13 protein-coding genes are annotated in these 12,335 nt (G+C 67.1%); 9 read left to right on the top strand and 4 right to left on the bottom strand.

Annotation, left to right across the window (positions count from 1 at the left end; all coding sequences use genetic code 11):
• Nucleotide 1 precedes the first annotated feature (1 nt).
• Together A9974_RS14875 and A9974_RS14870 are read right to left on the bottom strand one after the other, a co-directional pair.
• Nucleotides 2–640, bottom strand: a complete 639-nt coding sequence (locus tag A9974_RS14875) for a LysR substrate-binding domain-containing protein (RefSeq protein ID WP_183004939.1) — start codon at nt 638–640, stop codon at nt 2–4.
• Nucleotides 641–663: 23 nt separating this feature from the next.
• Nucleotides 664–1,434, bottom strand: coding sequence for a MipA/OmpV family protein (locus A9974_RS14870; protein WP_183004938.1), 771 nt, complete (start codon nt 1,432–1,434; stop codon nt 664–666).
• Between the two features lie 142 nt (nt 1,435–1,576).
• Here A9974_RS14870 and A9974_RS14865 point away from each other — a divergent pair, with 142 nt between their 5' ends.
• The 4 genes from A9974_RS14865 to A9974_RS14850 all read left to right on the top strand — a co-directional run bounded on the left by A9974_RS14865 (nt 1,577) and on the right by A9974_RS14850 (nt 5,566).
• The gene (locus tag A9974_RS14865) at nt 1,577–2,245 is read left to right on the top strand and encodes a response regulator transcription factor (RefSeq protein WP_183005204.1); all 669 of its coding nucleotides are present in this window, start codon (nt 1,577–1,579) and stop codon (nt 2,243–2,245) included.
• A complete protein-coding gene (locus tag A9974_RS14860; RefSeq protein WP_183004937.1) occupies nt 2,242–3,615 on the top strand; it encodes an ATP-binding protein in 1,374 nt (457 codons plus the stop codon). Before A9974_RS14865 ends, A9974_RS14860 begins: the two co-directional genes overlap by 4 nt.
• A gap of 133 nt (nt 3,616–3,748) precedes the next feature.
• Nucleotides 3,749–3,946, top strand: coding sequence for a hypothetical protein (locus A9974_RS14855; protein WP_370539636.1), 198 nt, complete (start codon nt 3,749–3,751; stop codon nt 3,944–3,946).
• 147 nt (nt 3,947–4,093) lie between these two features.
• Nucleotides 4,094–5,566, top strand: coding sequence for a M20 family metallopeptidase (locus A9974_RS14850; protein WP_183004936.1), 1,473 nt, complete (start codon nt 4,094–4,096; stop codon nt 5,564–5,566).
• A gap of 103 nt (nt 5,567–5,669) precedes the next feature.
• Here A9974_RS14850 and A9974_RS14845 read toward each other — a convergent pair whose 3' ends face one another.
• Nucleotides 5,670–6,032 (bottom strand): hypothetical protein, encoded by a 363-nt coding sequence (locus A9974_RS14845; RefSeq protein ID WP_183004935.1) that lies wholly within the window; start codon nt 6,030–6,032, stop codon nt 5,670–5,672.
• A 96-nt stretch (nt 6,033–6,128) separates the two neighbouring features.
• Here A9974_RS14845 and A9974_RS14840 point away from each other — a divergent pair, with 96 nt between their 5' ends.
• The 4 genes from A9974_RS14840 (at nt 6,129) to A9974_RS14825 (ending at nt 9,744) form a co-directional block, all read left to right on the top strand.
• Nucleotides 6,129–6,686: a DUF1415 domain-containing protein gene (locus A9974_RS14840; RefSeq protein ID WP_183004934.1), complete on the top strand. Its 558-nt coding sequence runs from the start codon at nt 6,129–6,131 to the stop codon at nt 6,684–6,686.
• 241 nt (nt 6,687–6,927) lie between these two features.
• The gene (locus A9974_RS14835; RefSeq protein ID WP_183004933.1) at nt 6,928–7,914 is read left to right on the top strand and encodes a tripartite tricarboxylate transporter substrate binding protein; all 987 of its coding nucleotides are present in this window, start codon (nt 6,928–6,930) and stop codon (nt 7,912–7,914) included.
• Nucleotides 7,915–7,923: 9 nt separating this feature from the next.
• On the top strand, nt 7,924–9,216 hold the full coding sequence (locus tag A9974_RS14830; RefSeq protein WP_183004932.1) for an acyl-CoA thioester hydrolase/BAAT C-terminal domain-containing protein: 1,293 nt from the start codon (nt 7,924–7,926) through the stop codon (nt 9,214–9,216).
• A gap of 129 nt (nt 9,217–9,345) precedes the next feature.
• Nucleotides 9,346–9,744, top strand: coding sequence for a hypothetical protein (locus A9974_RS14825; protein WP_183004931.1), 399 nt, complete (start codon nt 9,346–9,348; stop codon nt 9,742–9,744).
• A gap of 38 nt (nt 9,745–9,782) precedes the next feature.
• Here the strand turns inward: A9974_RS14825 and A9974_RS14820 are convergent, their stop codons facing one another.
• Nucleotides 9,783–10,679, bottom strand: coding sequence for a LysR family transcriptional regulator (locus tag A9974_RS14820; protein ID WP_183004930.1), 897 nt, complete (start codon nt 10,677–10,679; stop codon nt 9,783–9,785).
• 109 nt (nt 10,680–10,788) lie between these two features.
• On the opposite strand from A9974_RS14820, the gene A9974_RS14815 reads away from it, so the two are divergent.
• Nucleotides 10,789–12,321 carry an MFS transporter gene (locus A9974_RS14815; RefSeq protein ID WP_183004929.1) on the top strand — a complete coding sequence of 511 codons (1,533 nt, stop codon included), beginning with the start codon at nt 10,789–10,791 and terminating at the stop codon, nt 12,319–12,321.
• Nucleotides 12,322–12,335: the final 14 nt, after the last annotated feature.

Here is a 12,335-nt window from a genome sequence, read left to right as displayed (position 1 = left end):
CTCAGGCCAGCGCCCGTGCCAACCAGTCGATCAGGGCGCGGGCGCGCGCCGGCAGGCCCCGCGGGCCGCTCAGCGCATATAGCGTGACCGGTTCCATTTCCCATCCCGGCAGCACCGGCACCAGCCCGGCGTTCTGCGGGACCGCCGCGCCCACGGCGTGCAACGCGGCGATGCCGACGCCGCGTGCGGCCAGTTGCATCGCCATGGCCGGCGTATCGACGCCATAGCGTTCTCGGACCATGACTACCACGCGTTCCGATCCGCACCATAGCCGCCAGCCCGCGGGCCGACTGTCGTGCCCGTGCTGCGGGCCGACATGCAGGCCGACGCAGTCGTGCATTGCCAGTTCGATGGGGTGTTCGGGGGCCGGCCGCCGCGCCAGGTAAGAGGGCGCGGCATACAGACGGGCGCGCAGGGCGCCCAGGCGATGCGCCACGCGGGCGGAGTCTGCCGGCGGCTCCAGTCCGATTGAAAGATCGCAGCGCTTACGCGCCGCGCCAGCCTCGACGCCCCCCTGGCCCAGTTGTACTCGCACGCCGGGATGCTGCTCGGCGAAGGCCGCAAGCGCTGGCGCCAGCGCATCGTGCACGCGGGCGTCGGGTAGGTTCAGGCGCAGCGCGCCAGCTTGGGGCAAATCCATCGTTGCGCTTTTCGGTAGACGGCTCAGAAGGTGTAGACCACGCCGACGTTGCCGAACATATTGGTGCGGCGTTCAGTCAGCGGGCTGTCGCGCGCGTCGCCGAGCAGCGTGCTCACGCCCACCGTGGTGAGGGTGCTCCAGCTGGGGTTGATGCGATAGGCCCAGGTCACGTACAGGTTGGTGGACTGCAGGCCGGACGACGGTGAATAGGTCGACAGCCCCTCGCGGCTGCGGGCGGCCTGGCTGGCGGTGACGCCGTACCAGGTTTGCATGGCGTCGCGATTGGCCCATTGGGTGCTGGCGCCCACGTTCACCCGGTGCGAACCTTGCTGCCAGGCGGCATAGGCGGCGCGCAATTCGAGCGTGCCGCCGTAGCCGCTGTGGGCGGCCTGACGGTAGGCGGCTGCCAGCGACCAGCGGCCGGGTGTCCATTCGACGAAGGCGCCGTAGGCGCCGTGGAAGTCGATGTCGTCCAGTCCCTTGGTGCGGTCGGCGTCGTTGGCGTCGCGGCCCAGCGACATGCCGACGAAGACGCCGGCTTTCAAGTCTTGCGCCAGATTGGTCTGCAGGCCCATGGCGGGCAGGCCCGCGCGCGGCGTAATGAAGAAACTGCCGGAACGGTAGTTGATCAGCGGCACGGGCAGGGCGCGGTACTCGTTGGATCCTTCGTAGACCGGAATGTAACCGACCCCCAGGCCGATGAAATTGGTGCCAGGTTGATCGGCGTGCGCCGGAGAGGCGGCGCACGCCAGGGCAATGGCGGCGGCGCCTCTTGCTAACATTGTCAGCTTCATTACAGGGGTCTTCCTTGCTCTGATGGACTTGCGCGCGGCATCGGCCGCGGCGCGGTGAGGCGCCCATTGTGGAAACGCGCTTTTAAAAATTCTTTAAATCCAGGACGGCACAATGCCGTTCATGAAAAATCAGGGAGCGTTCGTGCAAGTCTTGCTGGTGGAAGACGACGCCATGCTGGGAGATGCCTTGCGCACTCGTCTGACGGGGGCGGGCATGCGGGTCGATTGGGTCCGCGACGTACCGGCCGCGCGCCTGGCACTGGTCGAGCATGGCTACGGCGCGGTGCTGCTGGACCTGGGCTTGCCCGGGGGCAGCGGCCTGGCGGTGCTGAAACATCTGCGGTCGCGCTACGACGCCACGCCGGTGCTGATCATCACCGCGCGCGACCGCCTCAGTGAACGGGTGCAGGGGCTGGATGCCGGCGCCGACGACTACATCGTCAAGCCATTCCAACTGGACGAACTGCTGGCACGGCTGCGCGCGGTGGTCCGGCGCAGCCGCAATTCCGTCGTGTCGGTGCTGCGTTGCCGGGACGTGCAATTGGATCCGGCCAGGCGCGTGGTCACCAGGGCCGGTGCCGAGGTCGTGCTGAGCGCCAGTGAATATCGCACGCTGTTGGCGTTGATGGAGCGAGCCGGCCAGACCGTCAGTCGCGAACAGCTTGAAGCCGCCGTGTATGGCGGCAGCGGCACGATCGAAAGCAATACCGTGGCGGTCTACATTCATCAGTTGCGGCGCAAGCTGGGCGACGACTTGGTGGCGACCGTGCACGGCCTGGGCTATCGCATCGCCGCAGCGGACGCCCGATGAAAACGCTGCGCAGGCGCCTGACCGTCATGCTGTTGCTGCCGCTGCTCTTGACGTGGGCCGGGGTGTTCGTGTTTCAGTACCTCGCCATTACCGAGGCGCGCACGGGCATCCGCGACCAGTCGCTGATGGACGCCGCCAACCAGACCATTCTGTCGTTGCGGCGCAATTTGCTGGCCGGCGTATCGGACGAGCACTTCGAATTGCCGCCGTCCAGCCAGTATCGCGGCGATCGCAGTTCCATCCAGATCTGGTCATTGCAGGATCGCCGCCTGGTGCTGTGGTCTCCGGATGCGCCGGCGCAACCCCTGAATCCCGCTTTCGAGGATGGTTTCAGCGATGGCAACGTGGGCGGCGAGGCCTGGCGTGTGTATACGCTCAGCGACGCCTTCGGCCAGGTGCAGGTGCAACTGGCTCGAGCCGAGAGCGACCTGCGGGCCGAGACGGTGGCCGCTTTCAAGCGCGGTCTGGTGATCGTGTCGATGCTGTTCCTGTCGCTGGCCGCGGCGGTCTGGATCGTGGTGCGGCAGTCGTTCCGGCCGTTGAACCTGGCTGGCAACGCCATCCAGCGCCGCGCGCCGTTCGACCTGGCTCCTTTGCCGCTGGGCGGTTTGCCGGGTGAATTGCGCCCTTATGTGCAGTCCATCAACGCGCTGCTGCTGCGGCTGCAGGCCGCCATGGACCACGAACGGCGTTTCCTGGCCGATGCCGCGCATGAACTGCGCACGCCGCTGGCGGCGCTCAGCGCGCAGACCGAACTGCTGCTGCAGGGGATCGCCGGCACACCTGCGGCCGAGGCAGGCACCAAGCTGCGCGCGGTGGCGCAACGCACGGCGCGCCTGGCCGAGCAACTGCTGGACCAGGCCCGCATGGACGCCGTCAGTGAAAAAGGATCCGACCTGGAAACCGTGGCGCTGGATCAATTGGTAGTGCTGCTGGTGCGCGATGGCGAGGCGGCTGCTGCGCGCAAGCGCCAGCGCATCCAGCTGGACGTGCAGGCCTGCGAGGTGCGCGGGCGCATGGACACCCTGGGCGTGCTGGTGCGCAACCTGGTGGATAACGCCTTGCGCTATACGCCGCAAGACGGGCAGATCGCGGTGGCTTGCGGCCCGGCGCAAGGGGGTGGGGCCTGGTTGCGCGTCGCCGACGACGGCCCTGGCATCGCGCCGCGGGAGCAGGCGCGGGTGTTCGATCGCTTCTATCGCGGCCCGGGTGTGGGTGCTGGAGACGGCGGCAGCGGCATCGGCTTGTCGCTGGTGGCGCAGATCGCGGCGCGCCATGGCGCCACCGTGACGTTTACGCCGGGCTTGAACGGCCGCGGCGTAGGGCTGGTGGTGAGCTTTCCCGGCAATGCGGCGGCAGCCGGCGCATGAAAAACACCCCAAGAAAGGACCGGCATGCCGCTCTTGAGGCGCGCCATTACTGATCCAGCTGGATCTTGGCGTCGGCCGCCACGTTCTTCCACTTCTTCACGTCGTTGGCGATCACGTCGATGCCCTGCACGCGATGGCCCGCCAGGGCTTCGGCCTGGCCTGGCTGCCGCACACACTGGTCGAGGCCGACCTGCGCGCAGGCAGTCTGGTGCGTGCCGACAGCGCGCGCAACGACATCCATATGGAAATCCGGCTGTACCAGTCGGTGGACAACACCAAGCCGCTGGCGCGGCAGGTATGGAGCCGCATCGAGGCTTACGCGGCGCGATAGGGGCGGCGGCTCCGCATCGGACGGCCCTGTTTTCCGGTGTCTTCGCGAGAAACAGGGACAAAAGATGCCGGCCCCGGATGCCAGCCGTGCCCGGCAGGCATAAAATGTCGGATTCTTCCCGCCATTCCAACCTCAGGATCCCGCGCCATGAACGCACGCATCCCCGACGACGCCCTTCCTCCGACCCTCGATCCGAAGGCGCTGCAGGCTTTTGTCGACGACAAGTGGGACAACGAAATCATCCCCGCGCTGACCGACTACATCGCCATCCCGGCCAAGAGCCCGGCGTTCGACGCCGACTGGGAAAAGAACGCGTTCATCGAACGCGTGGTGCGCGACGCGGCGCAGTGGGTGCAAGCGCAGAAGGTCTCGGGCCTGACGCTGGAAGTGGTGCGTCTGCCGGGCCGCACGCCGGTCATCTTCTTTGACGCGCCGGCCACCCGCAGCGACAACGGCGACACGGTGCTGCTCTACGGCCACCTGGACAAGCAGCCGGAGTTCTCGGGCTGGCGCGCCGGCCTGGGTCCCTGGACCCCCAAATACGAAGACGGCAAGCTCTATGGCCGTGGCGGCGCCGACGACGGCTACGCCGTGTACGCCTCGCTGACCGCCATCATGGCGCTGGACAAGCAGGGCATCCCGCGCCCGCGCTGCGTCGGCATCGTTGAAACCTGTGAGGAATCCGGCAGCTACGACCTGCTGCCCTATGTGGACGCGCTGCGCGACCGCCTGGGCAATGTGGCGCTGGTGGTGTGCCTGGACTCGGGCGCCGGCAACTACGACCAATTGTGGATGACCACGTCGCTGCGCGGCATGGTGTCCGGCACCCTGGAAGTGCAGGTGCTGGACGAAGGCGTGCACTCGGGCGACTCCAGCGGCGTGGTGCCCTCGTCGTTCCGCATCCTGCGCCACCTGCTGGACCGCCTGGAAGACAGCGGCACCGGCCGCCTGCTGCCGCAAAGCCTGCACTGCGAAATCCCGGCCGAACGCATCGAGCAGGTCGCCGCCACCGCCCGCATCCTGGGCGACGAAGTCTGGCGCCGTTTCCCCTGGAGCTGCGGCGCTGAAGGCGGCTTCGTGCTGCCCATGACCACCGAGCCCGAACAGGCCCTGCTGAACCGTACCTGGCGCCCGACGCTGTCGGTGACCGGCGCCGAAGGCCTGCCGCCGCTGTCCAGCGCCGGCAACGTGCTGCGTCCGCGCACCGCCTTCAAACTGTCGCTGCGCCTGCCGCCGTTGGTGGACGCCGTGGCGGCTTCGCAGGAAATCAAGGAACTGCTCGAAGCCGACGCGCCGTACAACGCCAAGGTCATCTTCAAGGCCAACGAAGGCGCGGCCACCGGCTGGAACGCGCCCGCCTCCGTGCCGTGGCTGACCAGCGCGCTGGACGCCGCTTCGCAGCAGTACTACGGCTCGCCTTGCGGCTACATCGGGCAGGGCGGCACGATTCCGCTGATGAGCATCCTGCAAAAGGGCTTCCCGAAGGCGCAGTTCATGGTGTGCGGGGTGCTGGGCCCGAAGTCCAACGCTCACGGCCCGAACGAATTCCTGCACGTGCCCTACGGCAAGAAGCTCACGGCCGCGGTCGCCCAGACCATGGCCGCTATGCCGGCCGCCTGACGGGCAAGGCGGCAACATCGACGCGGACCCGCTGGGCGGGGCCGCGTTTTGTTTTTGTGAATGGGCGTTGTGAATGCGCGCTGTAATGACGCTGCCGTAGGCCCTAAGCCGCGGGCTGCCGTGTCGACGGGGAAAACGCCACGGTGATCGAGGTATTCGAGGTGGCGCGCAGGGTGACATCGCCGCGTGGCTGGACAAGCCGGGAGGCGCCGCACACCATGGCCCAAAGCCAGCCGATGATAGGCACCATGGGGAACCCGATGTCGGCGAACGTGGCCGGTCCGTTCAGCGGAGTGATCTCTACCCGGCTGGAAAGACCCGCTTGCGCCAGCAGCGACTGGATGCGTTGAGTCACGTCGTTCAGGTTGTCGACGTTTTCCAGGAAGAAATCCTCGCGCTTGCCGAGCAGCGCGGCCAGTTCACCGTCGCGCATGTCGTTGAAATAGTAGGTGCGCGCTATGGGCATCGAGACCTCTGCGGATGTGGCTCCGCTACTCTATCTCAATGGCACGGAACCTGTCGACGGGTCGCCTATACTCCCTTTTTTCTAGGACTTACCGCCATGATTTCCACCTCCGACGCCTACGCCAACGTGGTCGCAGAAACCCGCCACTGGCTGACCCAGGCCGTGATCGGCCTGAACCTCTGTCCGTTCGCCAAGGCGGTTCAGGTCAAGGACCAGATCCGTTTTGCCGTCAGCGACGCCACCGACGCCGAAGGCGTGTTGACCGATCTGCAGGATGAACTGGCCCTGCTGGCCGAAGCCGATCCGGAAAAGATCGACACGACCCTGCTGATCATTCCGGACGCGCTGGATGACTTCCTGGATTTCAACGATTTCGAGGAACTGTCCGACCGCCTGCTCAAGCGCATGCGCCTGGTGGGCGAGTTGCAGGTCGCGACCTTTCATCCGCAGTTCCAGTTCGCCGACACGAAGCCGGACGATATCGAGAACTACACCAACCGTTCGCCGTATCCGATCCTGCATTTGTTGCGCGAAGACAGCATCGACCGCGCGGTCGAGTCCTTTCCCGACGCCGCCGAAATCTATGAAAAGAACATCGATACGATGCAGCGGCTGGGCCTGGAAGGCTGGAAGCGCCTGATGACCCGGGCGTGACGCCGTTCTGCCTGGCGTTCCCCCAACCAGGCGGGTTGGGCGTGGTCCGTGGGCCCGGCAATCGGGTCCGCACCGGGATATCCCTAGATAGCCCCGGTGCCATATTGCATACAAGATACCGTCATTGAGACCCCCCGCCGTTCGGCGGGCGGCCTGTGCCTCCTTCCCCCTTGTCGTTGATCGCATGGCGCCCGCGGCCCACCGGCAGGCGTGCGCCGTGCACGCCTGCCCGGAGAGCCTTATGCCGTTCACCCGCCGTCACGTCCTGGGCGCGCTTGCCGCGCTGCCGCTGCTGCCCCGTCCCGCCTGGGCGCAGGCCAACTATCCCAACCGCCCTGTGCGTCTTCTGGTGGGCTTTGCGCCCGGCGGCCTGACCGACATCGCCGCGCGGGCGCTGGCCGAGCGCATGGCCAAAATCCTGAAAGGCAATGTGGTGGTCGAGAACCGGCCGGGCGGCCAGGCCATCATCGCCACCGTGGCGGTGGCGCGCGCCGAGCCCGACGGCTACACGCTGGGATTCGCCGGCACCAACGGCATGATCCTGAACCCCTTGCTCTACAACAACCTGCCGTACCAGATATCGGACTTCAAGCAACTGGGGTCGATGGGCAAGTCGCCCATGCTGCTGATCGTGCATCCGTCGCTGGGCGTGAAGAACGTGCAGGAATTCATCGCGCTGGCCAAGAAAAAGCCCGGTGATCTGACCTGCGCGCATGCCGGGCGCGGCGTCATCAACCACCTGGCGCTGCTGCACTTCCAGTCCAAGACGGGCACCCAGTTCCAGGACGTGCCCTACAAGGGCAGCGGCCCCGCGCTGTTGGACCTGATGGCCGGCACGGTGCAGAGCACCTTCGATTTTCCGACGTCGGCGCTGGCCAATATCAAGTCCGGCAAACTGCAAGTGCTGGCGGTGACGGCGGACCAGCGGTTGTCCAGCCTGCCCGACGTGCCCACCATGAAAGAGGCGGGCGTGGACGGCATGGAGCTGTACACCCGCATGATGATCTCGGGGCCGGCGGCGATGCCGGCCAGCGTGGTCAAGACGCTGGAGAACGCCGTGCGCGAAGGCACGCGCGACCCCAGCCTGGTGCAGCAGTTCGCCGAGCAGGGCGTGACGGTCGAGTTTACCTCGTCGGCCGACCTGGACCGTGTCATCGCCGAGGAATCCGCACTGTGGGCCGGGGTGATCCGCGCCAACAACGTCCCCAAGACCGACCTGAAAGGCTAAGGACCCGCCATGACCGAGCAGCCCCGCATCACCGTCAGCCCGGAATTCGCGCTGATCGACGTCGCCCGCGAGATCCGCATCGACGGTTTCGCGCCCTATGCCTTCATTACCGTCACCGCCCGCATGCGCATGTGCGGCGCGCCGTGGCAATCGCAGGCCGTGTTCATGGCGGGCCACGACGGCGGGCTGGACCTGGGCCGCGACTGCCCCGTGTCCGGCAGCTACGCCGAGCCATCCGCCATGGGCATCGTCTGGTCGATGGTGTGCACCGAGATGGAAAGGGTGGTGTTTCCGCCCGATCGCACCGAGCCGCTGGTGATTGAATTGCAGGCCACCGACGGCCAGCGCAGCGCCAGCGCGCGGCTGGTGCAGGACTTCCTGGCCGACGACGTCACGCATCGCGCCGTGCGCGAAACCGTGGACGGCATGACGCTATCGGGCGAGCTCTACACGCCCGCCGGCCCTGGCCCGCATCCGCTGGTGATCTACATGAACGGCTCGTCCGGCGGGGTCAACGCGCCGCGCGCCGCGCTGTTCGCCGCCCGCGGCTACCAATGCCTGGCGCTGGCCATTTTCAATTACGACGGCCGGCCCAAGTATTTGAACGACATGCCGCTGGAATACTTCGAGCGGGCGTTGCGCTGGGCCCGCGCGGAACTGCAACCGCGCGACGGGTTTGTGGCGTTGTCGGGCATCAGCCGTGGCGGCGAGACCTCGCTGCTGGTGGCCTCGCATTATCCCGAACTGGTGAGCGCGGTGGTGGCCTATGTGCCATCGCCGGTGACGCACGGCGTGGTCAGCGCCGGCGAACCCGGCACCGGACGCAACGCGCAGGTCTGGCACAAGGACGGCGCGCCGTTGCCGCACTTGTGGCAGGACAATGCCAGCGCCGATTGGGAAGCGGCCTATGCGTCCGATCCGCCGTACCGTCAGACCCATGCGTTTCTCAGCGCCAGCCGCGATGCCGTCGCGTTCGAGCGGGCGCGCATTCCGGTGGAAAACTATCCCGGGCCGGTCATGCTGGTCAGCGCGTCCGACGACGGATTCTGGCCCAGCACCGCGTATTCCGAGATCGTGATGCGCCAGCGCCAGGCGCACGGCTTGCCTACGTTCCACCACGTTTGCATGGGGGCGGGGCACCACGTGCACTATCCCTATCTGCCCGCCACGCTGATCAGCAAGCCGCACGCCATGTCCGGCCTGCTACTGGACGCGGGCGGCACGCCGGCTGCCAATGCGGCGGGCAATGAAGGGTCTTATCTGGCCGTGCTGGACTTTCTGGGGCGCACGTCGGGCGGGTAGCGCTGCGCGCGAGCGTCTTTGAATGTCGACATGCGCCAAGGGCGTTTGCGGGCGCAAGGGCGGTGGCGCGGTATAAAAGGCTTTGGTCGGAAGAAGCTGCCGACCGCCACCGCCAAGGAGCCTTCCGCCATGAATACATCATCGCCCGCAGGCGCGATCCTGCTGCGCAACACCATGGCTTACGACCGTGTCCACACGGACGCATTCAAGCAGGCAATCGACGCGGCCGTGCAATTCGCGCAGCGCCATGCGCCGCAATTGATGGTGCAGGTGTTCCTGGATGCCGACGCCGGACTTTGCTACAGCTTCCAGCTATACGAGGATTCCGAGGCCATCTTGCGCCATTGGAAAGTGTCCGACCCGCATATCGCGGCGGTCATGCAGCACTGCGTGGTCCAGCGCATGGAGGTCTACGGCAGTCCCAATGATGCCGTGCGCAATGGCATCCTGGAGGCGGTCGGCAGCGACAAGGTCACTTTCACGCCTGGGCTGGTGGGGTATCACCATCTGCGTGCGCCGCAGGTTTAAGCGCGGGAGGTGCCGGCCGACACGCGTCGCCAGGGCCGTCAGTGGCCGTCCTGAAACAGCCGCTCGGTGATGAAATCCACGAATACCCGGACCTTGGGCGACAAATTCCGGTTCGACGGCCATAGCGCCTGGAAGCGGCCTTCGCCCTGCACATGATTGGCCAGCACCACTTGCAACGACCCATTGGCCACTGCGCCGCGCACCAGGAAGTCCGGCATGCAGCCAATGCCGAAGCCGCTGACGGTGGCGCCCAGCAGGGCTTCCATGTTGTTGCAGGTGAACGCGGTCGGAATGTGCGGTGGCGCTTCGCCGGCAGGCAACGCCAGCGGCCATTCCTGCAAGGTGCCGGCGTTGGGATAGCGAAAGCGCACCGCGCGATGCCGGACCAGGTCGCGCGGCCGGGCGGGCATGCCGTGGCGCGCCAGGTAGGTCGGCGCCGCGCACAGCTGCAAGCGGTATTTGCCCAGCGACCGGGCGGCCAATCGTGAATCCGGCAAATCGCCGCTGCGGATCGCCACGTCCACGCGTTCGCCGATCAGGTCGACGATCCGGTCGTTGAAGTCCATGTCCAGTTCGATGTCCGGATAGCGCGCCGCGAATTCCGGCAGCACCGGCAGCAGGAAGTGATAGCTGACCAGCGGCGCGCTCACGTGCAGCCGCCCGCGCGGCACTTCCAGCGTCTGCGACAGCATGGCGTGGGCGTCGTCCAGGTCTTCCAGGATGCGCTTGCAGCGTTCGTAGAACAGCTGGCCTTCTTCGGTGAGCTGCATGCGGCGCGTGCTGCGCTGGAACAGACGCACGTGCAGGTCTTTTTCCAGCTTGGCCACGGCCTTGCCGACAGCCGATGCGGACAGGTCCAGGTCGCGCGCGGCAGCGGCAAAGCCGCCCAGCTCGGCGCTGCGGACAAACGGCATCAATCCGCTCAGACGGTCCATGGGGCCTCCATTGAGGAAATTAATTCTCTTATGTGTGGATTTTTACCTCATTTATCCGAACAGGAGGCGCAGGTATCTTCAATACCGTTCCTTCTTCTCCGGTTTTTCCATGACGCCCATCGCTTCAGCGCCGCTAACCGCGGCCCGCAAGACCCTGATCCTGATTGCCGTGTGCCTGGCCTGCGCGGCCATGCCGCTGAGTTTCACCGGCCCGGCCATCGCGCTGCCGTCGATCGCCCAGGCGCTGGGCGGCAGCCCGGTCGCCTTGAACTGGGTGACCAACGCCTTCATGCTGGCCTTCGGCAGCGCGCTGCTGGCGGCCGGCGCCCTGGCTGACCGCTATGGCCGCCGCCGCGTGTTCCTGGCAGGGACGGCCGTATTCCTGGCCGCGTCCATCGGCTTGATCTATGCGCCCGGTATCGTCGCGTTCGACCTGCTGCGCGCCGCGCAGGGCCTGGGTGGCGCGGCCATCTTTTCCGGCGGCGCGGCGGCGCTGGCGCAGGAGTTCGACGGCCTATCGCGCATGCGCGCCTTCAGCCTGCTGGGGGCCAGCTTCGGCGCCGGCCTGTCGTTCGGCCCGATCTCGTCGGCCTGGCTGATCGAGCATTACGGCTGGCGCAGCATTTTCCTGCTGGTGATCGTGCTGGCCGCCATCGCCTTTGGGCTGGGCGCGAGGACCTTGCGCGAATCGCGCGACCCGTCGGCGGGACGGCTGGACTGGCCGGGCGCGGTCACGTTCACCGCGGCCCTGGCGCTCTTGACCTGGGGTATCCTGCGCGCGCCGCAAGATGGCTGGGGCGATCCGGTGACGGTCGCGATGCTGGCCGGCGCGGTATTGCTGTTCGCCGTGTTTGCCGCGATTGAACTGCGCACGGCGCGGCCCATGCTGGACCTGACCTTGTTCCGCTATGGGCGCTTTCTGGGCGTGCAGCTGCTGGCTGCCGCGCCGGCGTACGCCTTCGTGGTCTTGCTGATCCTGCTGCCCGTGCGCTTCATCGCCGTGGACGGCCTGAGCGAAATCGAGGCCGGCCGCATGATGATCGCGTTGTCGGCGCCATTGCTGCTGTTGCCGCTGGCGGCCGGCTTGTTGACGCGCTGGCTGGCGCCGGCCGTGATCTGCGGCGCGGGCTTGCTGGCGTCCGCGGCCGGGTTGGCGTGGCTGGGCCTGGCGATGGGACGCGGCGACGTGCAGGCGTTGATCGGCCCGATGCTGATGATCGGCGTGGGTATCAGCCTGCCGTGGGGCTTGATGGACGGCCTGGCCGTCAGCGTCGTGCCCAAGGAGCGCGCCGGCATGGCTACCGGCATCTTCAGCACCACGCGGGTTGCGGGCGAGGGCGTGGCGCTGGCGATCGTCAGCGCGGTGCAGGTGGCGTTGACCTCGCGTCATCTGGCGGCGGCGGTGCCGGGTGCGCAGACGGCCGATGCCGCCCAGCGCCTGGCGGCGGGCGATTTCCCGGCGGCGGCCCGGCTGTTGCCGGATGTGGGCCGCGCGGTGCTGGCGCACGCATCGGGCAATGCGTTCGCCACCTTGCTGTGGATACTGGCGGCCATTACCGTGCTGACCGCGCTGGTCGTGTTCCTGTTCCTGGGCCGGCCAGAGCCGCAAGCCGCGGCGCGGCCGGCGCAGGCGCGGGTTTGAGCGCTGGCGCGTGC

Origin of the sequence: Achromobacter sp. UMC71, from assembly GCF_014170305.1 — a bacterium.
Taxonomy (GTDB): Bacteria; Pseudomonadota; Gammaproteobacteria; order Burkholderiales; family Burkholderiaceae_B; genus Achromobacter.
The sequence above is the reverse complement of the archived record's forward strand: the minus strand, read 5'-3'. Positions and strand labels throughout refer to the sequence as shown.